The following is a 24,142-nucleotide window of genomic DNA, read 5'->3' as shown; positions in this document are numbered from 1 at the left end:
GCTAGCCGGAGGTAAGGCGTCTGACGCCACGGTCATGCTCGAACAGATAGAGCAGGCAGCGCAGGGCCTCGCCGTCTTCTCCAAGCAGTTCTGAATTGCGCGCCATGACCAGTTTGGCGGCATCATTGGCCACGGGGATGAGATCGGCATGGGCTTCGATGTCGGCGAGGGCGTAGTCGGGCAATCCGCTCTGACGCAGTCCCAGTGCATCGCCGGCGCCGCGCAGTCGCCAGTCTTCTTCGGCAATCTCGAACCCGTCCTCTGAATGGCGCAATGTGTCGAGCCGGGCCCGTGCGGTCTCTCCCAGAGGACCTCGATAGAGCAGGATACAGGAGGAGGCCTTGTCGCCCCGCCCAACACGTCCGCGTAGCTGGTGCAGCTGGGCGAGGCCAAACCGTTCGGCGTGTTCGATGATCATGATGGTGGCATCGGGGGCATCCACGCCGACCTCGATGACCGTCGTGGCGACCAGGACATCCATCTTGCCGGCCCGGAAATCGAGCGCCACGTCTTCCTTCTCTTCCGGCTTCATACGTCCGTGGATCAGACCCACGCGGTCACCCAAGAGTGCCGTGAGATAGCGGTGGCGTTCCTCTGCCGCCGAGAGATCGGAGACATCTGATTCTTCCACCAACGGGCAGACCCAATAGACCCGGTCCCCCTTGCTGACGGCCCGGCGGATTCCGTCAGCGATCTCGTCCAGTCGCTCCATCGATATCATGCGTGTATCGGTGGGTTGCCGACCGGCGGGTTTTTCATCCAGCCGCGAGACATCCAGATCGCCATAGACGGACAGGGCCAGCGTGCGCGGGATGGGCGTGGCCGTCATGACCAACGTATCGGGATGACGCCCCTTGGCTGTCAGGCGCATGCGGTCACTGACCCCAAACCGGTGTTGCTCATCGATAATGACAAGGCCCAGATCGCTGAACTCCACGCCGTCCTGAAACAGGGCATGCGTGCCTGCAACCACATCGATCTCACCGGTGCGCAAGCCGTCTAGAAGGGCCGCGCGGGTCTTGCCCTTGTCGCGTCCGGTCAACACGGCCGTGCGTATGCCGGCGGGTTCGAGAAGTGCCTTGAGTGTCTGCCCATGCTGGCGCGCTAGAATCTCTGTTGGTGCCATGAGCGCGGTTTGCACACCGCTTGCCCTGGCCTGGGCGGCGGCCAGCGCCGCAACAAAGGTCTTGCCAGCACCGACATCACCGTGAAGGAGACGTGTCATGCGGGCGGAGGCCGCCATGTCCGCGCGGATGTCATTGAACGCGCGGGTCTGGGCGCCGGTCGGCGTGAACGGTGCGGATGCGAAAACGGACTTCACCGTGTCGTCTGGTCCGTCGAGTTCACGGCCGGGCTGGGCCTTGCGGCGGGAACGGGCGATTTGCAGGGCCAGCTGGCGGGCAAAAATCTCGTCAAAGGCCAGGCGCTGGCGATGCGGGGCGTCTGCTTCAGTATCGCTGACGGCCTGTGGCGAGTGGAGCCGACGAAAACTCTCCGTGGCGGGTGGCCAGTCCCGAGCCTTGATCAGCTCTGCGGGCAGCCATTCCGGCAGGTCGGGGACAAGCTTCGCCGCGCCTAGGGCCGCCTTGCGCATGGTCTTGGGTGTTATGCCCGCTGTGAGGGGATAGATCGTCTCGAGCTGCGGCAATGTTTCCGCCTCGTCCTCACTCACCATCCAGTCGGGATGTACCATCTGGATTTCCGAGCCGAAACGTTCCGCCTTGCCCGAGATCAGCCGGGTCTGGCCTACCGGCAATTGCTTGCTCAGATAATCGCCACGCGCATGGAAAAACACCAGATGCATGAAGCCCGATGGGTCATAGAGGCGCACCTTGTAGGGAGCATTGCGATTGCGTCCCGGGATATGCTCATCCACCTGCGCCAGAATCGTGACGATTTCACCATTATCGGCCTCGGCGATGGTCACGCGGCGGGAGCGATCCACAATTCCTGTTGGTCTGTGAACAAGCACATCCTTCACCCGCGGCCCCGCAAGCTTCTCAAGCAACAGCGCCAGGCGCGGACCAATGCCGGGCAGTTTGACGACATCCTGGAACAGGGGAAAAAGAATCTCGGGGCGCATGTGTGCACCTTATCGTGCCAAAAGCCGAAGGCCAGATATCGACGTCAGGCCTGGGTGGGATTATATCGCTCTCATGGAAACGACATTGGACATTCAGCGCAAGCGTCTGCAGTTGCGGGCCTGGCGTCGCGGCTTCAAGGAAGCCGATCTGATTCTCGGCCGGTTTGCCGATGCTCGCCTTGCCGGGATGAGCGCCGACGAAGTCGACCAGTTCGAAGCCCTGCTGGATGAAGCGGATGGGGATATCTATGACTGGTATCTCGGCCGCCAACCCCTGCCGGCGGAGTTCGACACACCACTGTTTGCTGCGATAAAGGCCTTTCCGGTCGCGGATCATGCGGCGGATGGCGATGGTCCCGGCGCGACCTAACGACTGAAGGCATTTTGTGATGAACGAGGATCTGGCGCGTCAGCCAGGCTTGCTGACGGTGTGTGGTGCACCGGAAGGCCTGGATGCATTGGCATTTTCCGATATGGCGCGATTGCGCGGCGGAGTGTCGTGTTTCATCGCGCGCGATGACAGCCGAGCGGCGGCGATGGCGTCTGCGCTGGAATTCTTCGCCCCGGATCTGCCGGTCCTGCGTTTGCCGGCCTGGGACTGCCAGCCTTATGACCGGATCTCTCCGTCTCCTAGGGTCGCCGCCCGCCGGGCCTCGACGCTTGCCCGTCTGGCTGCGCGGAGCGAGGACGAAACCGCGCCGCAGATCGTCATCACCACCATCAATGCGATGACACAAGCCTGTCCGCCACGCGCGGTCATGGCCGGATCGCGTATCGCTGCGAAATCCGGCGGTGTCGTGGATGATGAGGCTCTCAAAGCCTATTTTGTCACCAATGGCTATTCGCGTACGGCCACCGTCGTTGAGCCGGGTGATTTTGCCATTCGCGGCGGTGTGATCGATGCCTTCCCGCCCGGCACGGAAGACCCCGTGCGTCTCGACTTCTTTGGCGATACGCTCGAATCCATCCGGGCGTTTGATCCAGAGACCCAGCGCACAACACGTCAGCTCAAATCCGTGGAATTCCTGCCTGTGAGCGAGGTGTTCCTGGATGCTGACAGTATTTCGCGGTTTCGCACGGGCTATGTCCGTCGCTTTGGCGCCGCGCGGGGCGATGATCCGGTGTATGATGCCGTCAGCGCGGGAATACGACCGGCCGGAGCCGAGCACTGGCTGCCCCTGTTCCACGATACGATGGAAACGCCGCTCGACTATCTGGGAACACAGGCACTGATCGCGCTCGATGGTCTGGTGGATGACGCGCTGAAAGAACGCGAAGACCAGGTCACGGACTATTTCCGCTCGCGTGATGTCCAGCCCGATGACAGTCCCAAATCCGGTCTCAGCGCCACGGTCTATCGCCCGATTGACCCTTCAGAACTCTATCTGGATGCCGAACGCTGGATGGCCTCATTGCGTGGCCGCACCGTGCGTCGTTTCACGGCGTTTGTGGAGCCCGGGGACGATATCATTGAGCTGAACGGGCGTCAGGGCCGGACATTCGCAGCAGAGCGCCAGGCCGATAACATCAATGTTTTCGATGCTGCCGCGAAACATGTCCGCGAACTGTGTGCTGCGGGCAAAACGGTCATTCTGGCCTCGTGGAGCGGCGGCGCGTCGGATCGTCTGGCCTCGGTATTGTCTGACCACGGGCTGGGTGCGATCCAGCATGCTGTCGCCTTTGCCGATGTCCGCTCTGCCGCCAAGGGCGCGGTGCTCAGGGCAGTCCTTCCGCTCGAGCGGGGCTTTGAAACCGAAGACCTGGCCATCCTGTCCGAACAGGACATTCTGGGTGACCGCCTGGCCCGGCCCAAACGCAAGCGCAAATCCGCGGATATTATTGTCGAGGCGGGATCCATGTCGCCTGGCGATCTGGTTATTCACGCCGATCATGGGCTCGGCCGGTTTGTCGGACTGAAAACCCTGCCCGTAGGCGATGCGCCGCACGACTGTATCGAGCTGGTCTATTCCGGCGAGGCCAAGCTCTATTTGCCCGTCGAGAATATCGAACTCCTGTCGCGTTATGGCTCCGACAATGAGACGGCTCAGCTCGACAAGCTGGGCGGTGTGGCCTGGCAGGCGCGCAAGGCAAAGGCCAAGAAACGCCTGCGCGACATGGCTGACGAGCTGATCAAGATCGCAGCCCAGCGTCTGTCCCGGAAGGCCGAGATCATCGAGCCGGCCACAGGCACCTATGACGAATTCTGTGCGGCCTTTCCCTATGCCGAGACGGATGACCAGCTCAATGCGATCGAGGATGTGTTTGGCGATTATGCCAAGGGCCGTCCAATGGATCGTCTCATCTGTGGTGATGTGGGCTTCGGAAAGACCGAGGTTGCACTGCGGGCCGCCTTCGTGATGGCCATGAGCGGGCGTCAGGTGGCGGTGATCGCGCCGACAACCCTGCTCGCACGACAGCATTTCAAGAGCTTCACGGATCGTTTCAAGGGATGGCCGGTCAAGGTGCGCCAGCTCTCCCGACTGGTTTCGGCAAAGGAAGCCAAGGCCACCCGGGACGAGCTGAAAGCCGGGCAGGTGGACATTGTTGTGGGCACGCATGCCGTGCTGGCCAAGACCGTCGATTTCTCCGATCTGGGCTTGCTGGTGATCGATGAGGAACAGCATTTCGGCGTGCGCCACAAGGAACGCCTCAAGGAGATGCGTGCGGATGTGCACGTCCTGACTCTGACGGCCACGCCCATTCCACGGACATTGCAACTGGCCCTCACAGGTATCCGCGACCTGTCGATTATTGCCACGCCGCCGGTCGACCGACTGGCCGTACGCACCTATGTGGCGCCGTTTGATCCGGTCAGCATCCGCGAAGCCTTGCTGCGTGAAAAATACCGGGGCGGGCAGGCGTTTTTCGTGGTGCCGCGTATTTCGGACCTGGAAGAAACCGCAGCCTTCCTGCGCGAGCATGTGCCGGAGATCAATTTTGTCACGGCTCATGGTCAGATGGCTGCCACCTCGCTGGAAGACATCATGACCGCCTTTTATGAGGGTCGGTATGACGTGCTGCTGTCGACCACGATCGTGGAATCCGGTATTGATGTGCCCACGGCCAATACGCTGATTGTGCATCGCGCGGACCGGTTTGGCCTGTCCCAGCTCTATCAGCTGCGCGGTCGGGTCGGACGGTCAAAAGTGCGCGCCTATGCCTATCTCACCACGCCCATGCAGCAGCGTATTTCCGACAGCGCCGAAAAGCGTCTCAAAGTGCTGCAAAGCCTCGACAGCCTGGGCGCGGGCTTCAATCTGGCCTCCCACGATCTCGATCTGCGCGGCGGCGGAAATCTTCTCGGCGAGGAACAGTCCGGCCATATCAAGGATGTCGGTGTGGAACTCTACCAGTCCATGCTGGAGGAAGCGGTGGCCTCACTGCGCGGTGAAACCGAGGACGAGGGCGAGAATGACTGGTCTCCCCAGATCAATGCCGGCGCCGCCGTTTTGATCCCGGACAGCTATGTCGAGGATCTGGATGTGCGGATGGATCTGTATCGCCGTCTCTCCAGCCTGGACGACAAGGCCGAACGTGAAGGATTTGCCGCAGAATTGATCGACCGGTTCGGACCGCTGCCCAAGGAGGTGGAGACCCTGTTGCGCGTGGTCGCGGTGAAAGTCCTGTGTAAACACGCGGGCATCGAGAAGATCGATGCCGGACCCAAAGGCGCGGTCATCCATTTCCGTGGAAAGGTCTTTGTCGATCCGGCCGGACTGGTGCAGCACTTGTCGAAACACCAGGCGTTGTTCAAGGCGCGACCTGACAGCACACTGGTCCTGCGGATCGAACAGGAGGATCCGGAGATCCGCCTGCGCTCGATCGAACGGCATCTCGCACCGCTGGCGGATATCGCCAATTCGGCCCGGGCGCAGGGGTGATTCCGGTCTTAAATCCGAATGTTACTGGTTGAACTGCACAAGTTGGATGAGGTTGCCGCAGGTGTCATCCAGGATGGCGATGGTCACGGCACCCGCTGAGGTCAGATCGCGGGTAAAGGTCACACCGGCGGCTTTCAGGCGATCCACCTCAGCGGCGATATCGTCGACGCTGAATGCGGTGCAGGGAATGCCATCCGCCTTGAGCGCGGTTTGATAGGCTTTTGAGGCTGGGTGCTGATTGGGTTCCAGGCCCAGTTCCACGCCATCAGTCTCCTCAGGTGAAACGACCGTGATCCAGCGAAACTCGCCCAGCGGAATATCGTGTTTGAGCACAAATCCCAGCGTACCGGTGTAGAAGTCGAGCGCCTTTTTCTGGTCATCAACCGTCACGCTCTTGATGTACATTTTCATGTGAAGCCCCTCAGACATTTGCCGTGTGCTGGTCGCGTGAGACTAACGCGATTGCGCGGACATGCCAGCCCGAAACCGCTGTGCGGCGCGTGCGTGCTAGGAGGCGGCGACGGAAGAGGCCGGAGCGTTCAGGCGTGAGAGTGTGCGTTCGATGAGTGCTTCTGCGGTTTCATCCGGCCGGGCTTCGGACGCGGCCGTGCGCACCGTCAGACGGAAGGGATGAAGCGGGTCATCGCTTTCAAACGCCGTGCAGTCGGCAATGGCGGATACGCGCGAGGCGACCTGTTCAACCCCGACATGATCCGTGAACGGCAGAACGGCAATGAATGTGTCGTGTTCGAACCGGGCCGCGGCGTCTTCAGAGCGCAGCAAATGGCGCAGCATGGAGGCAAATTGACGACGGGCTTTCTCGGCTGAGGTCTCGTCCGGTGCATCCACACCGTCTGGCAGAAGGGTTTGCAGCACACACACACAAAACGGGGAGTGCGTGTCCTTGGACATCTGGATCAGGTCCTGCAGGTGAGATGTCAGGAAACCGGCATGAAACAGTCCGGTCTCGTGATCCAGCGTGCGGGTATCCCGACAGGCATCCAGCGCGGCCTTGGCAGCGCGCCGCCGCCGACGTTCTCGTGTGAGGGCGTGGACGCGGTCGCGCACATCCTTGTCATCCACACCGCGTGGCAGGATATCGCTGACACCGCGCGCATAGGCTTCTTCGGCACTGTCGCGGTTATCGCACTCGCTCAGAAGCAGGACCGGCGTGTGATAGAGCCGCGCATTGCGACGCATGGCCGAGGAAATGGTGAAGGCAAAATCGGTCTGTCCTTCGGCATTGAGTACCACAGCGTCGAACGGGCGTTCGTGCAGATAATCAAAGGCCGAATAGGACGAAAAGGCCGCTGTGAGTTCCGATCCGCTGTCTTCCATCACATGCTGGAGGGCCATGAAACGAGGTGAGGCCTGGCCGACATAAAGGATTTGCGGATCACCCTCGATGGGTTCGATCTCGAAGGGGCGGCGACCATAGAGGGCGGTCACATCGGCCCGGCGGCGCGCGATGTCTTCCATGGCGTGCAGGCGGAAGAGGGCACGGATGCGCGCGGCCACCTGGATGGCCGGGGCCGGGTCATGGATCCAGCTATCGACACGCGGATCCAGCTCAAATCGATCATGCGAGAGCACAATGACGGGCAGGTCCCGGTGGGCAAAACGTTTGAAGGCGTCCAGTCCGGCGCTGACATCGTCAGCGGTGTCCGCCATGATCACACCCGCAGCCCAGTACCGGGACTTGATGGGGGCAGGGCTGTCAGCCCGCACGGATCGGCAATGGAGGGACAGGGCTTCCAGCCCGGAAGACAGATGAGACAACCGGTCGGACGCACCAAACATGAGGACGTCCAAAGTCCGTCCCATTCTACCCCCCATGGCCCCATAGGCCGAAATATCATTTCGATACTTTGTCACAAGTGCCACGCTACGCAAACAGACGAATCAAAAGAAGCTCGGTCGATATGAAAACAAAAGGTCCTCTAAAAGACGTTAAAGTACTGGAATTCGTTGGACTTGGTCCGGCGCCCTTCTGCGCCATGATGCTCTCGGACATGGGCGCGGACGTGGTGCGGATCGATCGCCCCGGTGCCCATGGTGGCGGTGCGGCCGAAGTGCTGGCCCGGGGGCGGCGCTCTCTTGCGCTGAATCTGAAATCCGATGAAGCGGTGCGCGCTGCGATCCGGATGATTGGCCAGGCGGACATCCTGATCGAAGGCTATCGGCCCGGCGTGATGGAACGTCTGGGTCTGGGGCCGGACGTGGCGCTGACGGCCAATCCCAAACTGGTCTATGGCCGCATGACAGGGTGGGGACAATATGGCCCGCTTGCCCATGCTGCCGGCCATGATCTCAATTACATCGCGCTGACCGGTGCGCTGGGCGCGATCGGGACGCAGGACACGCCGGTCCCGCCGCTCAATCTGGTCGGGGATTTTGGCGGCGGCGCCATGTACCTCGCCTTTGGTGTTCTCGCAGCCCTGACCCATGCGCGGGCAAGCGGGGAGGGTCAGGTGGTGGACGCGGCCATCGTGGACGGGGCGACGTCCCTGATGGCCTCGCAGTTTCAGCTGGCGGCTATGGGATTGTGGTCGACCCGGCGCGGCCAGAATCTTCTGGACGGGGGCGCGCCCTTTTATGGCGTCTATGAATGTGCGGATGGCGAACACATCTCGCTCGGTCCCTTGGAGCCGGAATTCTACGCCTTGCTCCTCGAAAAGCTCGAGCTCGATCCCGCCGATTGGCCGGCGGACTGGAGCGGCGCGAATTGGCAGGATCACAAGGCGCGGTTTGCGGCCATCTTCAAAACCAGGACCCGTGACGCGTGGTGCGAGCGCCTGGAAGGCACGGATGTGTGTTTCGCGCCCGTCCTCAACTACGAGGAAGCCCGATCCCACCCGCACATGGCCGAACGGGCTGCCCTTGTGGATTATGAAGGCGTGGTTCAGCCCGCTCCGGCCCCGCGTTTCTCGCGCACGCCCGGAGAGATCCAGTCTGTGGCACCCCGGCCTGGTGCGGATAGTTCAGCGGTCTTGACGGATTGGGGATTTGAAGCAGGCGAGATCGCAGCTTTGAAAGACGCGGGTGCGGTCTAGGCGTCATCCCGGTCAGGTCAGGCGTGCGCCGTCTGTACGCGCAGAGGAGAGGCCGTCCGGGTCGTAGCTGGCGGTTCTGAGGTCGGCACCAGTCAGATCGGTGCCGTCCAGACGCGCACCACTCAGATCCGCTTGTTCGGCCCGGATGAACCGCAGCTGTGCGTCTCGCAGATTGGCCGGATAAAGTCGCCCCCCGGCGAGGGTGAGCGGCCCCAGCCGGGTTTGGGTCAAGGAAGCCTGAGACAGTCTCGCGCCGCTCAGATCGGCACCGCGCAGGTCGGCAGCGTCAAGCGTACAGCCTCGCAGATCCGATCCGGCGAGTTGGGCGCCTTGCAGCTGAACCCCGCTCAGGTCCATGCCGGCCAAGTTGGCGTTTCGAGCGACCAGGGCCGTCAGGATCCGGCCGCGCAAGGAGGACAAGGCGCGCAGGTCATGGCCACTGAAATCGGCGGCCTTGCCATCGCCTGGACGTTTGCACTGGGTTTCATGGGCCTGAATCGCCTTGTCGAGCGCGGCCGGGGTGAGTGTAACCCAGTCCTGTGTCTCTCCTGATGTGATCATGCCGCCGGTCTCGGCCATGTCGAGATCTGCGCAAGAGAGATCGCTGCCCGACATATCGGCGTCGCGCAGATCGGCGCCTGTCAATCGGGTTTGTGTCAGGACTGCGTCGATAAATCGGGCTTTTCGTGCGCGGCTCCTAGGCAGAAGAGCCCGGCTGAGATCGGCATCGCTCAGGTCGACCTCCATCATGGAGGCTCCGTGCAGGCTGGCGTGTGCCAAGCGTGCACCGGACAGATTGGCGCCGTCAAGACAGGCGGGCCGAACCGCATGGCGGGTCCAGGCCAGATCGGGTGAGCCTGCATCTTCGCCGCTGTCCCGTGTCAGGGGTGGCCCGTCCAGCAAGGCGGCTTCACGCAGGTTTGCGCCACTGAGATCGCTGCCGACAAGCCGCGCCTGTGTCAGATCAACACCTCGCAGATCTGCACCGACCAGTCGCGCACCCGAGAGGTCTGCGGATTTCAGATCTGCAGCGAAAAACACAGCGCCATCGAGAATACAGTCCACAAACCGCGCACCGGCCAGCCGCGCCCGACTGAAATTGGCATCACGCAGATCCAGACCCGAAAAATCCGCGCCTTCTGCGGAATGACCGGAGAAATCCACCCATTCGCCTCCGGTCTCACCGCGCACAAGGCGATGATAGGAGCGGGCACGTTCGGTGAGGTTTTTCGGAGCAGCTCGATTCATGCTTGGTATTTTAGCGGCGATCAAAAGAAAATCGCGAGAATAATCATAAATGATATCAGCATCTAAGGGCGCGGTCCGTGAGGGTGAACGCACACGATCGAACTGTTCATGTCGGGTTCAGCGCCCCTGCGTCATTGTCCGTATCAGAGCTGGCGGGCAACACAGTCCCTCGCGGTCCGACAGCTCTCTCAAATTGAAAGCCCCGAAGCGCCGGTCACCCCCAATGACCGGCGTTTCTTTTTGTCGCATTCATGACTTATCTGTTCCGTGGCGTGTCTTCCGCGTCCACAATGGCCCGGCTTTGGGGTAAGAAGCGGCATGGGCAAGCTGATAAACTTCCTGGCGGGCTTTGTGCGCCGTCACTCCTTTCTGCGGATCACCGTGGCCGCGATCAGTCGGTCCATGGCGCGGGATGTGATGCTGTTTGCCGGCGGCGCGTCCTTTTTTGGCATGCTGGCCCTGTTTCCCGCGATTGCGCTGTCGGTGGCAGTCTATGGCCTTGTCTTCTCTGTGACCGATGCCCAGGACCAGCTGGCGCGCCTGGCCGAGATCATGCCGGCCGGGGCTCAGGATTTCATGCTGCGACAGATGACCAGTATCGCAGAGGCGCCGATCACACGCCTGTCCACCCAGGGTGCGATCGCGCTGGCCATTGCGCTGTTTGCGGCTTCGCGAGGGGCCAAGGCCTTGATTGCCGGCTTGAACCACATCGCCGAGGACAAGGACATCCGCAATGTGATCCACTTCAACATCCTGGCCATGGTGTCGGTGCTGATCGGCGGGGCCTTGCTCGCCGCCGCCAATCTGGCTGTCCTGATTGTGCCGGTGACCCTGCGCCAGGCGATGGAGGCCATCGGTCTCGAACCCCTGGATTTCGGTGTGATCGTGAATGAATGGACGGCTGCGGCCATGACCATGATGATCGGTCTGACCTTGCTTTACCGCCTTGCGATGCGCCAGCGCGAGGCGGCCATCGCCTGGACTGCCGCCATGGTTGCGGCCATGACCTCGACCCTGTTATGGCTCGGTCTTTCGAAGGGTTTTTCTATCTACGTCAATAACGTAGTGGATTTTAGCATCTATGGGTCACTTGGCGCACTTGTCGTCTTTCTCCTGTGGATCTATTGGTCAGCCTACGCTGTCTTTTTTGGCGGGGCGCTGGCTATCGAGCTTGATGCCGCTGAACGTCATCATCGCGAGAATTCCGCGTCGCAACCGGAATAAGTCGGGCCACGGGGCTGGTCTTCTGCTGCGGTTGCGATATAAACCTGAACGACTCATCATGTTTAGATAGAGGTCGGCATGAACAAGATATATCCCACAGCTGAAGCGGCCCTCGACGGTCTGTTGTTTGATGGAATGACCCTGATGGCCGGCGGGTTCGGCCTGTGTGGCATTCCTGAGAATGCCATTGCAGCCCTGCATGCGGCTGGCACCCAGGATCTGACCGTCATTTCCAATAACTGCGGAGTGGACGGTTTTGGCCTTGGCGTTCTTCTGGATGCCAAGCAGATCAAGAAAATGGTCTCGTCCTATGTCGGGGAGAACAAGGAATTTGAACGCCAATTCCTTGCCGGTGAGCTGGAACTGGAATTCAATCCGCAGGGCACGCTGGCCGAACGCATTCGCGCGGGCGGTGCCGGTATCCCCGGTTTCTTCACCAAAACCGGCGTTGGCACGGTGATTGCCGAGGGCAAGGAACACCGCGAATTTGACGGTGAGACCTATATTATGGAAACCGGCCTGAAAGCCGATGTTTCCATTGTGAAAGCCTGGAAAGCCGATCCGCAGGGCAATCTGATGTTCCGCAAAACCGCGCGCAACTTCAACCCGATGATGGCCACGGCGGGCAAAGTCACCATCGCCGAGGTGGAAGAGATCGTTGAACTGGGCGCGCTCGACCCCGATCAGATCCACACGCCGGGCATTTTTGTCCAGCGCCTGATCCAGGGCAATTTCGAAAAACGTATTGAACAGCGCACCGTGCGTGAGAAGGAGACCGCGTAATGGCCTGGACACGGGATCAGATGGCGGAACGCGCCGCCGCGGAATTGCAGGACGGCTTTTATGTCAATCTGGGCATTGGTATTCCCACCCTGGTGGCGAACCATATTCCTGACGGCATTGATGTGACCCTTCAATCGGAGAATGGCATGCTGGGCATGGGTCCGTTTCCGCTGGAAGAGGACGTGGATGCTGACCTGATCAATGCCGGTAAGCAGACGATTACCGAACTGCGCCGCACATCCTATTTTTCATCTGCGGACAGTTTCGGCATGATCCGCGGCGGTCATATCGATCTGTCCATCCTTGGAGCGATGGAAGTATCCGAGACGGGCGACATCGCCAACTGGATGATCCCGGGAAAGCTGGTCAAGGGCATGGGCGGCGCCATGGATCTTGTCGCCGGTGTGAAGCGTGTCGTGGTGATCATGGATCACACGAACAAGAAGGGCGAAAGCAAGCTCTTGAAAGCCTGTGATCTGCCGCTGACAGGTCAGAAATGCGTTCACCGCATTATCACGACACTGGGCGTGTTTGACGTTATGGACGAGGGGCTCGAACTGATCGAGCTGGCTCCGGGTGTGACCCTTGAGGACGTGAAAACCTCTACTGAGGCGGCCTACACGGTCTCCGAAGATCTGGTGGCACACGAAGCCGCCTGATCGCTTTTTCGCGAGACACAGTCCTGTTAACCTGGTTCACGAACGCGTGAGCCGGGTTAGCAAGGTTTCATCCCACACTTGAATTGGGGTGATAAGAGTGGTGTGCGAGGGAGACGCACATGCCACTGACAAATCTATCCTTGAGATATCCTGCTGCGGTTTTTGTTGCTGTTGCACTGATCGTTCTGATGGGTGTGGTGGCCTTCACACGCCTGCCGATCCAGCTCTTTCCCGATATCGAACGCCCCACCGTCAGCATTGCCACGTTCTGGCGGTCGGCCTCTCCGATGGAGATGGAGAGCGAGATTGTCGAACCCCAGGAACAGGCCCTTTCAGGTCTGCCCGGACTGGAGGACATGAATGTCTTCGTGTCTGAAGGGGCGGCGTTCATCAATCTGACCTTCGGTCTGGAGACCGATATGACCGCGACGGCGATCGAGATTTCCAATCGTCTCTCGCAATTACCGCCTTTGCCGCGGGATGCCTTTGGTCCCAATGTCGGTGGATTTGGCGGCGGGGATGCCCAGCAAAGCCTGATCTGGTTTTTCCTCCAGGCTCTGCCCGGCAATCCCAATGAAATCCATGAATACTCCACTTATGTCGACGATGTGATCATTCCGCGGCTGGAAGCCATTCCCGGTGTCGCCTCGGTTCAGGTGGGCTGGGGGCTGCGGCCAGAGGAATTGCAGATCACGGTGGACCCTTATCGGGCGGCGTCACTGGGGGTCACACTGCCTCAGATCTCGGCAGCCATCCGCGGTAATCAGGACGTCTCCGGTGGTAATGCGGAGATTGGTCGCCGGTCTTATCAGATGCGGTTTGAGGGTGAGTTCGAGCCTGCCGAACTGAGTGAGCTGGTAATTGTCTGGCGCGAAGGGTCACCGGTCCGTCTGGGCGATGTGGCGACCGTGGATGTGGCCTATGGCGAACGCAATAATTTCACCTATCAAAACGGCAATCCGGCCATGGGGATCGAGGTGCGTCGTCAGGGCGGAGCCAATGTGCTCGCCGCGCTTGAGGCGGTGAAAGCGGAAGTCGCGGTGATCAACGAGGAATTGCTGGCGGATCAGCGTTTGGTCATGGCGCCGAGTTTTGATGCCTCGGTGTTTATCAACCGTGCGGTCAATCTGCTCGTCACCAATCTTCTTGTCGGCGTGGTTTTGGCCATTGTCGGACTCTGGTTCTTCCTGCGCCGGGCGCGCGCGACGCTGATCATCTCCCTCGTCATCCCGGTGTCTCTGTTATCGACCCTGATCATGCTCTTCCTGTTCGGGCGGACGTTGAATGTCATCTCGCTGGCCGGGCTGGCCTTTGCGACCGGAATGGTGATGGATGCGGCCATTGTTGTGCTTGAAAACATCGTGCGCCGGCGCGAGGCGGGTGAGGGGGCGGACGAAGCCTCGGCGGGCGGAACGGCCCAGGTCTGGGGCGCGTTGCTGGCGTCGACGATCACAACAGTCGCGATCTTCCTGCCGCTGATTTTCCTGCGCGATGCCGTGGGGCAATTGTTTGCAGATCTGGCACTGACGATTGCGGTGGGTGTGTTTGTCTCGATGATTGTCTCGGTTACTGTTCTGCCCGTCGCGGTGAAGCTTTGGGTCCGGGATCGCGCCGAAGAGCGCCAGCAACCCGTTCTGAATTCCATGGCGGATCGGATCATGGCCTTTTCCGACAATCCCATGCGCCGCCTGGCGACCATCGGGGTGTTGATTGTCGTCTCCATCGCCGGCTCCTGGCTGATGCGGCCGGCCTTTGACTATCTGCCACCGGTCAAGCGCGATGCCGTGGATGTGTTTTTCGGTTTCCCGCCCGGTTCGAACATGGACTGGATCGAGAGCGAGGTCGCGAGCACGATTGTTGAACGCCTCGAACCCTATATGTCCGGGGAGCGCGAACCGGCGCTGCGCAATTATTATTTCGGCACTTTCCCCGGCGGTACAGGCGCGACGGCCGGTATCCGGGCCCAGGACCAGTCGCAGGTTGCAGAGCTGGAACGTCTGGTGCGCGAGGAGATCGTCGTTGGCATTCCCGATGTGTTTGCCTTTGCCCAACAGGGTGACCTGTTTGGCGGCTTCAACCAGGGCGGTAATGTCCAGATCAATATCCAGTCTGCGGACCAGGAGGCGCGAGACCGGGCCACCCAGGTCGCGCTGCAGATCCTGCGCGAGCGTTTTCCCGGTGTGAACATCAATGCCAATCCGCGGCCCGGCGTGGCGCAACCGCGCCTGACTTTCCGCCCGGTGGATCGCCGGATCCAGGAGGCAGGGTGGGCCCGTCGTGATGTTGCCTCTTTGGTGTCCATCCTCGGAGATGGCCAGTTCATCGGGGAGTATTTCGACGGCGATACCCGGATGAATGTCATTTTGCGCGCAGAAGGCTGGGAGACGCCGGATGTGCTGTCGGGCCTGCCGATTGCGACACCGACGGGCGCCATCGTTCCCCTGGGAGATCTGATCTCGGTCGAGGAAGATGTGGGTGTGGGGCAAATCCAGCGTCTCAATCGCCGCCGTACGACCTCGGTCTTTGTCAATCAGCCGGAGGGTGAGAGCCTCGAAGGCATTCTCGATGTGATCCGGAACGAGGTTGAACCCGCAATCCAGGCGGAGCTCGGCAATGGCGGTGCGATCACCATGGGCGGGTCCGCGCGTGATCTCGACAATGCCTTGCGCACCATGGCGATGAATTTCGGCATGGCGCTCGTGGTGCTCTTCCTCATTCTCGCGGGCATGTTCGGTTCCTTGCGCGACAGTCTTCTCGTTCTGGTCTCCATCCCGCTGGCCAGTGTGGGCGGGGTCCTGATGCTACGCATTCTCAACATGATCGGCATTGGCCAGGTCATCGATCTGTTGACTATGATGGGCTTCATCATCCTGCTTGGCCTGGTGATCAATAATGCCATTCTTCTGGTCGACCAGACCCGTCAGGCCGAGCGACGTGGCCTGTCCCGTCGAGAGGCGGTGGACCAGGCCCTGCGGATCCGGCTGCGTCCGATCTTCATGAGTACGCTGACCTCGCTTCTGGGCATGCTCCCTCTGCTTCTGATCCCCGGACCGGGCAGTGTCATTTATCGCGGACTGTCTGCGGCCATTGTGGGTGGCATGAGTGTCAGCCTGATCTTCACCCTTATCCTCATTCCCTGCCTGCTTCGTCTGGGCGAAGCGCGCGCGTCCCGGACGGTTCAGACCGCTCCGGCGGCGGCTGAGTAGTCCACGGAGACGGACATGACGTTTTTCAAGCTTTCCGGGACGGCGCTGGTGATGAGCCTGGGTTTGATCATGGGGTCGTCGGCAACAGCCCAGCAGGGTCCGCCTCCGGCCACGGTTCGACTGGCTGAAATCGTGGAGCGCGACATGACGCGCACGATCACAACGCCGGCCAGCGTGGTCTCACGCTTTGACGCCCGCATCGCGGCGGAGACGACGGGTCGTATCGTTTCGATCGCCGAACCGGGTGATATTATCCTGGAAGGCGAGGCGATCGCGCAGATGGATGATCGCCAGGCCCGGATTGCGCTGGAAGATGCTCGCGCCAGTCATAGTCGCGCGCGCGTGAATTCCGACTATCAGGCGGCCGAGTTTGACCGGATTTCACGCTTGGTGAGTAATGGGACTCTGCCGGAGACCCGCTTGCGCGAAGTGACCCTGGAACGCGATCTGGCGGTTCAGACCTTGCGGGCTGCGGAAAGCGCGCTCAGCCGGGCCCGTCTGGAACTTGACCGGACCCAGATCCGCGCACCCTTTACAGGGCGTGTGGCCGAGCGTTTGATCCAGTTGGGTGAGTTGTCCACACCTGGCCGGGATATCGTGCGTCTGGTGGATGTCGAGCGCAAGGAAGCGGTGGCCCAGGCCCCGGTTGCCATCGCGCCCTATCTGCAGACCGGGCAGACAGTCTTTCTCTCCCTGGCCGATGGCACGCAGGTCGAGGCCCCGATCCGTGCGATTATTCCTGTCGGACATGCCGTGTCACGCACGTTCGAAGTGCGCATAGATCTGGCCGGATCGGACTGGATCGTCGGATCTGCGGCCCGGGCAGCATTTCCTGCCGAAACGACCCGCACTCAGTTGGCAGCCCCTCAGGATGCACTGGTGCTCAGGGCCGGCGGAGCGCATCTCTTCATCGTTGATGATGAGAACATCGCCCACCAGGTCTCTGTCATTCCCGGGGTTCGGGAAAACGGTTTTATCGCGGTTGAAGGTGAGTTGGACGCCGGGGATCGTGTGGTCGTTTCAGGTGCGGAAACGCTGAGCGATGGGCGGACAGTGCAGGAAATTGTCGAGGCGGGCTAACACTCCACCACATTTACAGCCAGCCCGCCCTGGCTGGTTTCCTTATATTTCTCCATCATGTCCTTGCCGGTCTGGCGCATGGTCTCGATCACCTGATCGAGCGAGACTTTCATGTCCTCGCAATTGGATTTCAGCGCCAGGCGCGCGGCGTCGATGGCCTTGATCGCGCCGATGGCATTGCGTTCAATGCACGGGATCTGGACCAGCCCGCCCACCGGGTCGCAGGTCAGCCCCAGATTGTGCTCCATAGCAATTTCGGCCGCCGTACAGATCTGGTCATTCGACGCGCCCATGGCCGCCGCTAGAGCGCCCGCCGCCATGGAACAGGCCACACCCACTTCACCCTGGCATCCGGCCTCAGCGCCGGAAATGGACGCGTTCTTCTTGTAGAGCGCTCCGATCGCCGTGGCGGTGAGGAAAAAGCGTTGCAGGGCTTCATGGTCCTGCGGATTGCGGTGATAACGATCAAAATAGCGCGCTACCGAGGGAATAATACCCGCAGCCCCGTTCGTGGGTGCGGTTACGACCCGGCCACCCGCCGCATTTTCCTCATTCACGGCCATGGCCCAGAGATTGATCCAGTCCATCGCGACGAGGGGATCGCTCTCCGGCGCAACCGGCTTGTCGCGCAAATCCCGATAGAGCTGGGGTGCCCGCCGTTTGACGTTCAAACCACCCGGCAGGATGCCGTCCTCGCGCAGGCCGCGATCAATACACGCTTCCATCGTCTCCCAGAGGCGGGCGATGCCGGCACGGATCTCGGTCTCGTCCATGAAAGCGCATTCATTGTTAAGCATGATGCGGTGGATGGAGAGACCTTCACGCTCGCCAATGGCCTTGAGCTCCTCCGCGCTGTCAAAGGGAAAGGGTTCACCTTCCTTGACATCGGCCGCGGAGTTGCGCCCGGCTTCCTCCTCATTGATGACAAATCCGCCCCCGATGGAGTACCAGATCTGTTCGTCCAGGGTCTCGCCCCGGTCATTCTCGACCCGCAATTTCATGGCATTGGAGTGGAAGGGCAGGCGGACATCACCGCGAAAATGAAGATCCCGCTTTTCCACAAAATCGATTGTCTGGCCGGTTTCGAGGGAGAGTTTGCCCTCATTGCGAATCCGGCGGAGACGGTCTGCAACGCCATCGGGGTCAATTGTGGCAGGATCACTGCCTTCAAGACCCAGAAGGACCGCTGTATCCGTTCCATGTCCCAGGCCGGTCAGGGCGAGCGACCCATATAATTCGCATTCGACCCGGCTGACGGCGTGATCCGACTGGGCTTGCATGAAGCGTCGTGCAGCCAGCATGGGGCCCACCGTATGGGAGCTGGACGGGCCGATACCGATCTTGAACAGGTCGAAGACACCGAAATGCATGCGAATTTTCCTCTCTGCCCCGATCTGATCGCCGGGCGTTGCGCGCGACACTAGACCGGTCAGAGCGGGTTTGGAAAGTCTGTTTTATGCACCCACAAACTACAGGAAATGTTAGCGCAATCCCCGCTGGTTCGTCGAAAATCCTTCGATTTTAGCGTGGGTGTGGTGAAATATTCACCACGCCTCAGGTCACCGCAGCTCGAGCATGAAATTCCGGTGTGTCCCACGCCTGTGTGGCCATGATGTCGACCAGGACATCAACCGCATTCCACACATCTTCATAGCGCACATAAAGTGGTGTGAAACCAAAGCGCAGGAGGTTGGGCGCTCTGAAATCACCAATCACACCGCGACTGATCAGGGCCTGCATGATCGGATAACCATGCTCGTGCGCGAAAGAGATCTGGCTTCCGCGGACAGTGGCATCGCGCGGGCTGGCGAGCGTGAAACCCGTTGTGCGCGACTCGACAAGGGTGATGAAGAGTTCGCACAGAGTGATGGATTTTTCGCGCAAGGCCTCCATCCCCGCCTCGATCGTGATGTCGACCCCGCATTCCAGTGCCGCCAGACCGAGAATGCTGGGCGAGGAACACTGGAAGCGTTGAATGCCCGGAGCGGGCTGGAACTCATCGACAAAATCGAAGGGTTTGGAGTGGCCGAGCCAGCCGGAGAGCACGGGAAAGACCTTGTCTTGGTGACGTTCGGCGCAAAACAGGAAGGCCGGGGCTCCGGGACCGCCATTGAGATATTTATAGCCACATCCCACGGCAAAATCCGCATGGCTGGCATTGAGGTCGACGGGCAGGGCGCCGACGGTGTGGCACAAATCCCAGATCACCAGGGCGCCCACAGCCTGCGCTTTTTCCGTAATGCGCTGCATATCGTGTACGCGGCCGCTCTTGTAGTGCGTGTGCGGCAGGAGCAACACCGCCACATCCTCATTCAAGGCCGCTTCGATCTCCTCGGGCTCGACGAGTTTCTGTTCCACCTGTCCGCCCGTGACCGAGGCGAGGCCCTCGATCATATAGACATCGGTCGGGAAGTTTCCGCTTTCCGACAGGATCGTCCTGCGTCCCGGATTGAGCTGGATGGCGGCCGAAAGGAGTTTGAAGATATTGATCGAAGCGGTGTCGACGGCCAGAACCTCCTCCGGTTTGGCGCCGATCAGCTGGGAGATCTTTGCCCCTAGACGCCGGGGAAACCCGATCCAGTCATGACGGTTCCACGAGGTGATCAGATCGCGGCCCCATTCCTCACTCAGCACACTGTGCATGCGCGGCAGGGTGGATTTGGGCAAAGGCCCCAGTGAGTTACCATCAAGGTAATTGACACCTTCGGGCAGATCAAAACGGTCGCGAAACTGTGCCAGCGGATCGGCTGCATCGCGGGCGCGGATATCATCCAGTGTGATCATGTTGTCCTCCCCGGAACTCTTTTGGGTCAAAGCGCGGTACGCACGGTCCAGATTTCCGGGAAGAAGCGCAAATCCAGCGCCTTCACCAGATAGCTCACACCCGATGTGCCGCCTGTTCCCTTGCGATAACCGATAATGCGTTCGACCGTTTTCATGTGATTGAACCGCCATTGCTGGAATTTATGCTCCAGATCGACGAGTTTTTCGCCCAGTTCATAAGCCTCCCAATGGGTGACACTGTCCTGGTAAATCGTGCGCCAGACGGCTTCAATTTCCGGGCTGGCCTCATAGGGGCTGGACCAGTCGCGAGTGAGATGGCTGGCCGGGATGTCATATCCTTTCCGCGCCATCCACATCAGGGTCTCGTCCCACAAGCTGGGTGCGTTCAGTGCGGCATCGACAAGGGCCTTGGCCGGTGGATTGCTGGCGTGCACGCGCGCGAGTGCTGCATTCTTATTGCCCAGCCGGTATTCAATGGCGCGGTACTGGAAGGATTGGAAGCCGGAACTGGCCCCCAGCTTGTCACGGAAGGCGAGGTAATCAGCCGGTGTCATCGTGGCCAGCACGGCCCAGGCATCGATCAATTGTTCCTGCACCCGGCTGACCCGGGCCAGCATTTTCAGGGCCGGACCGGTCTCGTTCTTGCGAATATGCGCCATGGCGCCGGACGTTTCGTGGATGATGAGTTTCATCCAGAGTTCGGCCACCTGGTGGATCACAATGAACAGCATCTCGTCATGTTCACCGGAGACGGGTTTTTGGGCTGACAGAAGGCGGTCCAGTCCCAGATATCCGCCATAGGACATGGCATCGGAGAAGTCCCAGTGGATATCCTCGTTTGAGACATCGACCTGGTTTGTAAAATCATTGCTCATGATCGCCACTCGTCGGATTCTTTCAGGCGCTGGCCCGAGGCTGGTGCACATTTCAACTTCGCCTCCTGCCTATTGTGATGCGTGGCTATTGGCAATTGCTGTGACGGTGAGTGCGTACGGGTTTCTTACAGTCTGTTGGGATGACCGGACGTCGCGCTTGGCGTAATGACGAGGGCAAGGGAGGATGCCATGTCTTTTACGCGTACAGGTTTGTCGGGCCTCATTCTGCTAGCCGCTCTTGCTGTGATCATATTGCCGGCAGGGTGGGCTCACCCCGAGGATGAGATCTGTCGGCTCGACCCCGCCTTGTGTGATGCGCTGGAGAGTTTTGACAGTGAAACACCGGGCGGGCGCATGATGATGGATACACCGGCCGTGGAGCGTTCGGTCTGGGATACGATCGGGCTCTACCTCAAGCTGGGCTTTGAACACATCCTGCCCAAGGGCCTCGACCACATTCTGTTTGTCTGTGCGCTGTTCTTTGCCTCGACCCGGCTGAAACCGCTTTTGTGGCAGGTGTCCGCCTTTACCGTGGCGCACACCATTACGCTGGGCCTGGCCATTGCCGGTTGGGTCAGCGTGCCGGGCGAGATTGTCGAGCCCATTATCGCGCTGTCCATTGCCTTTGTGGCGATCGAGAACATGGTCTTTAAGGATATGCAAAAATGGCGTCCGCTGATCGTATTCGGCTTCGGCCTGTTCCATGGTCTCGGGTTCGCGGGCGTTCTAACGGAGCTGGGGCTTCCGGCCGGTCAGCTGGTGCCCGCGCTGCTGAGTTTCAATGTCGGTGTCGAACTGGGTCAGCTGACGATTATCGCAATCATGTACGCCGTATTGCGCTGGTTCTTCCACTTCGATTGGTATCAGACCTGGCTCGTGCGCGCCGCGAATGGTGCGATCGCGGCTCTGGCCATCTGGTGGACGATTGAGCGCGTCTTCCTCGGCGGCTAGCGAGATCAGGCCATCAGCCAGAAAAAACCCCGGACCGATGGTCCGGGGTTTTCCTGTTTAGGTGCAAGCGAGGCTTACTCGTCGCCGCTCTCGATGAGACCGCGGTTTTCCAGCAGCGGCTCGATCGTCGGCTCCTGGCCACGGAAGGACACATACAGGTCCAGAGCCGGGCGGATGCCACCGGCGCCGTAGACATTTTCACGCAGACGCGTCGCATAGGTCTGGTCATAAAGACCGTTCTCACGGAACGGAATGAAACCGTCCGCATCGAGCAGTTCCGACCAGATATAGGCGTAATAACCCGCCGAGTATCCGCCAGCGAAGATGTGCGAGAAATAGGTCGAACGATAACGCGGTGCGATTTCGTCGATCAGGCCCATCTCGTCGAGAACCTGGGTTTCAAACGCGAGCGCATCGTCCGGGATCTCGTCAGAACCCAGGGAGTGCCAAGCCAGGTCCAGCAGGGAGGCTGCCATGTATTCGGTGGTGGCAAAACCCTGGTTGAAATTGGCAGCGGCCTGGATGCGTTCCAGCAATTCCGGCGGAATGGTCTCACCCGTTTCATAGTGGGTGAAGAACTCATTCATGATCTCCGGCGCCGAAGCCCAGTGCTCATAGATCTGCGCCGGGAATTCAGTGTAGTCCCGCGGACCGGTGACACCGGTGATGCGCGGATAACGCTGATCCGACAGCAGGCCGTGCAGGGCGTGGCCAAACTCGTGGAAGAGCGTGTTGACCTCGTCAAAACTCATCAGAGCTGGCTCACCTTCGGCCGGAGCGACGAGGTTGAGATAATTGCCGACCACCGGACGAATATTTTCGCCATTGATGTTCTGCTGGCCCCGGAAACTATTCATCCAGGCACCGCCCCGCTTGGACGGACGCGCGAAGAAGTCACCGTAGAAGACACCAACATGCGTGCCATCGGCTTCACGAACTTCCCAGACGCGTACGCCGTCGATGAAGATCGGTGCATCTTCGATCTCGTGGAAGGTCAGACCCCAAAGACGCGTGGAGACCGCAAAGGCCGCCTCGATGGCGTTGTCGAGGACGAAGTACTGGCGCACTTCTTCTTCATTGAGTGCGTAGCGGTCCTGACGGACTTTCTCGGAGTAGTAGAACCAGTCCCACGGAGCGAGATCGAACTCGCCGCCTTCGGACGCGATCATGGCTTGCATGTCATCGCGCTCTTCACGGGCACGCTGAAGGCCGGGGTCCCAGATCTGATTGAGGAAATCACTCAGATTCTCGGGGTTTTGTGCCATGCGGGTTTCAAGCTGATAGGTCGCGTGATTGGGATAGCCCAGCAGTTCGGCCCGTTCGGCACGCAGGCGTGCGATCTCGATGGCTTCGCCCTGATTATCGCTGTCGCCACCGGCGAAACCGCGCATCACATAGCCATTATAGATGTCTTCGCGCAGTTCACGATTGTCCGCGAAAGTGAGGAAGGGCGTGATGGACGAGCGCGAGAGGGTATAGACCCAGGAGTTTTCATAGCCCCGACGTTCGGCTTCACGTGCACCCGCGGCGCGGATGCCGTCAGGCAGTCCGGCCAGTTCGGCCTCGTCCGTGATGACCAGCTCATAGCCGTTGTTCTCAGCCAGCAGGTTTTGACCATAGGCCACAGTTTGGCTGGAGATCGCTGTGTTCAGCTCGCTCAGGCGGGCCTTGTCGTCTGCGCCCAGAAGGGCACCGGCACGCACAAAATCGCGGTGATAGAGTTCGAGAACACGCAATTGTTCGGCATCGAGACCCAGCGTGTCGCGCGCTTCATAAAGCGTGTTGATGCGCGTCCACAGGCGATCATCGAGCGTGATCTCATTGCCTAGTTGCGTGAATTGCGGCGAATACTCACGCGACAGGGACTGGATCTCGTCATTGGTGTGTGCACTGGCGAGGGCATAGAACACCGACTGGACGCGATTGAGTGATCCACCCAGTTCTTCCATGGCGACGATCGTGTTTTCGAACGTCGGCGCATCCGCATTGTCGACAATCGCGGCAAACTCGGCACGGGCCTCTGCAATACCGGCGTCAAACGCGGGTGCGAAGTGCTCGTTCGTGATCTGGTCAAACGGCGGAACACCAAAGGGGGTGTCCCATGTGTCAGCCAGGAACGGGTTGCTGGCCTGGGCCACGTCCTCGGTCGTGGTGTCTGCCGCCGGAGCGGAGGTGTCAGCATGCGTATCGGTGGCGGCAGTGTCGGACCCTTGATCCGTTGCCGGGCTGCAAGCGGCCAAAAGGGCCAGGCCGGCGACGCCGACCAGAAGAATGTGTTTCACGTTGTGTCTCCCCTCACGTGACTGGGCTTTGGG

General features: G+C 60.3%; 17 protein-coding genes. 9 read left to right on the top strand and 8 right to left on the bottom strand.

What is annotated here, in order from left to right:
- Position 1 precedes the first annotated feature (1 nt).
- Positions 2 to 2,083, bottom strand: coding sequence for an ATP-dependent DNA helicase RecG (gene recG / locus RMQ97_RS07065; protein WP_413660155.1), 2,082 nt, complete (start codon positions 2,081 to 2,083; stop codon positions 2 to 4).
- Between the two features lie 73 nt (positions 2,084 to 2,156).
- Between recG and RMQ97_RS07060 the strand changes: the two genes are divergently transcribed.
- Both RMQ97_RS07060 and mfd read left to right on the top strand, forming a co-directional pair.
- Positions 2,157 to 2,453, top strand: a complete 297-nt coding sequence (locus tag RMQ97_RS07060) for a succinate dehydrogenase assembly factor 2 (RefSeq protein WP_413660154.1) — start codon at positions 2,157 to 2,159, stop codon at positions 2,451 to 2,453.
- A gap of 19 nt (positions 2,454 to 2,472) precedes the next feature.
- Positions 2,473 to 5,964 (top strand): transcription-repair coupling factor, encoded by a 3,492-nt coding sequence (gene mfd / locus RMQ97_RS07055; RefSeq protein ID WP_413660153.1) that lies wholly within the window; start codon positions 2,473 to 2,475, stop codon positions 5,962 to 5,964.
- A 21-nt stretch (positions 5,965 to 5,985) separates the two neighbouring features.
- Here the strand turns inward: mfd and RMQ97_RS07050 are convergent, their stop codons facing one another.
- The gene (locus tag RMQ97_RS07050) at positions 5,986 to 6,375 is read right to left on the bottom strand and encodes a VOC family protein (RefSeq protein WP_413660152.1); all 390 of its coding nucleotides are present in this window, start codon (positions 6,373 to 6,375) and stop codon (positions 5,986 to 5,988) included.
- Between the two features lie 96 nt (positions 6,376 to 6,471).
- The gene (locus tag RMQ97_RS07045; RefSeq protein WP_413660151.1) at positions 6,472 to 7,788 is read right to left on the bottom strand and encodes a diguanylate cyclase domain-containing protein; all 1,317 of its coding nucleotides are present in this window, start codon (positions 7,786 to 7,788) and stop codon (positions 6,472 to 6,474) included.
- 98 nt (positions 7,789 to 7,886) lie between these two features.
- Between RMQ97_RS07045 and RMQ97_RS07040 the strand changes: the two genes are divergently transcribed.
- Positions 7,887 to 9,017 (top strand): CaiB/BaiF CoA transferase family protein, encoded by a 1,131-nt coding sequence (locus tag RMQ97_RS07040; protein ID WP_413660150.1) that lies wholly within the window; start codon positions 7,887 to 7,889, stop codon positions 9,015 to 9,017.
- A gap of 12 nt (positions 9,018 to 9,029) precedes the next feature.
- Here the strand turns inward: RMQ97_RS07040 and RMQ97_RS07035 are convergent, their stop codons facing one another.
- Complete coding sequence (locus RMQ97_RS07035) at positions 9,030 to 10,265, bottom strand: pentapeptide repeat-containing protein (RefSeq protein WP_413660149.1); 1,236 nt, start codon at positions 10,263 to 10,265, stop codon at positions 9,030 to 9,032.
- Positions 10,266 to 10,583: 318 nt separating this feature from the next.
- Here RMQ97_RS07035 and RMQ97_RS07030 point away from each other — a divergent pair, with 318 nt between their 5' ends.
- The 5 genes from RMQ97_RS07030 (at position 10,584) to RMQ97_RS07010 (ending at position 17,217) form a co-directional block, all read left to right on the top strand.
- Positions 10,584 to 11,489: a YihY/virulence factor BrkB family protein gene (locus RMQ97_RS07030; RefSeq protein WP_413660148.1), complete on the top strand. Its 906-nt coding sequence runs from the start codon at positions 10,584 to 10,586 to the stop codon at positions 11,487 to 11,489.
- A 78-nt stretch (positions 11,490 to 11,567) separates the two neighbouring features.
- On the top strand, positions 11,568 to 12,272 hold the full coding sequence (locus RMQ97_RS07025) for a CoA transferase subunit A (RefSeq protein WP_413660147.1): 705 nt from the start codon (positions 11,568 to 11,570) through the stop codon (positions 12,270 to 12,272).
- Complete coding sequence (locus RMQ97_RS07020) at positions 12,272 to 12,931, top strand: CoA transferase subunit B (RefSeq protein ID WP_413660146.1); 660 nt, start codon at positions 12,272 to 12,274, stop codon at positions 12,929 to 12,931. The genes RMQ97_RS07025 and RMQ97_RS07020 overlap by 1 nt, the downstream gene beginning before the upstream one ends.
- A gap of 119 nt (positions 12,932 to 13,050) precedes the next feature.
- The gene (locus RMQ97_RS07015; protein WP_413660145.1) at positions 13,051 to 16,137 is read left to right on the top strand and encodes an efflux RND transporter permease subunit; all 3,087 of its coding nucleotides are present in this window, start codon (positions 13,051 to 13,053) and stop codon (positions 16,135 to 16,137) included.
- 15 nt (positions 16,138 to 16,152) lie between these two features.
- Positions 16,153 to 17,217, top strand: coding sequence for an efflux RND transporter periplasmic adaptor subunit (locus RMQ97_RS07010; protein WP_413660144.1), 1,065 nt, complete (start codon positions 16,153 to 16,155; stop codon positions 17,215 to 17,217).
- Here the strand turns inward: RMQ97_RS07010 and RMQ97_RS07005 are convergent.
- The 3 genes from RMQ97_RS07005 to kynA all read right to left on the bottom strand — a co-directional run bounded on the left by RMQ97_RS07005 (position 17,214) and on the right by kynA (position 20,876).
- Positions 17,214 to 18,587 (bottom strand): L-serine ammonia-lyase, encoded by a 1,374-nt coding sequence (locus RMQ97_RS07005; RefSeq protein WP_413660143.1) that lies wholly within the window; start codon positions 18,585 to 18,587, stop codon positions 17,214 to 17,216. The genes RMQ97_RS07010 and RMQ97_RS07005 overlap by 4 nt on opposite strands.
- Positions 18,588 to 18,771: 184 nt before the next feature.
- Positions 18,772 to 20,001, bottom strand: a complete 1,230-nt coding sequence (kynU, locus tag RMQ97_RS07000; protein WP_413660142.1) for a kynureninase — start codon at positions 19,999 to 20,001, stop codon at positions 18,772 to 18,774.
- Positions 20,002 to 20,027: 26 nt separating this feature from the next.
- Positions 20,028 to 20,876: a tryptophan 2,3-dioxygenase gene (kynA, locus tag RMQ97_RS06995; RefSeq protein ID WP_413660141.1), complete on the bottom strand. Its 849-nt coding sequence runs from the start codon at positions 20,874 to 20,876 to the stop codon at positions 20,028 to 20,030.
- Between the two features lie 189 nt (positions 20,877 to 21,065).
- Here kynA and RMQ97_RS06990 point away from each other — a divergent pair, with 189 nt between their 5' ends.
- Positions 21,066 to 21,827 (top strand): HupE/UreJ family protein, encoded by a 762-nt coding sequence (locus tag RMQ97_RS06990; protein ID WP_413660140.1) that lies wholly within the window; start codon positions 21,066 to 21,068, stop codon positions 21,825 to 21,827.
- A 74-nt stretch (positions 21,828 to 21,901) separates the two neighbouring features.
- Here the strand turns inward: RMQ97_RS06990 and RMQ97_RS06985 are convergent, their stop codons facing one another.
- Positions 21,902 to 24,109 (bottom strand): M3 family metallopeptidase, encoded by a 2,208-nt coding sequence (locus tag RMQ97_RS06985; protein WP_413660139.1) that lies wholly within the window; start codon positions 24,107 to 24,109, stop codon positions 21,902 to 21,904.
- Positions 24,110 to 24,142 lie beyond the last annotated feature (33 nt).

The sequence above is a fragment of the Maricaulis sp. D1M11 genome (assembly GCF_047308265.1).
Taxonomy (GTDB): domain Bacteria; phylum Pseudomonadota; class Alphaproteobacteria; order Caulobacterales; family Maricaulaceae; genus Maricaulis.
The sequence above is the reverse complement of the archived record's forward strand: the minus strand, read 5'-3'. Positions and strand labels throughout refer to the sequence as shown.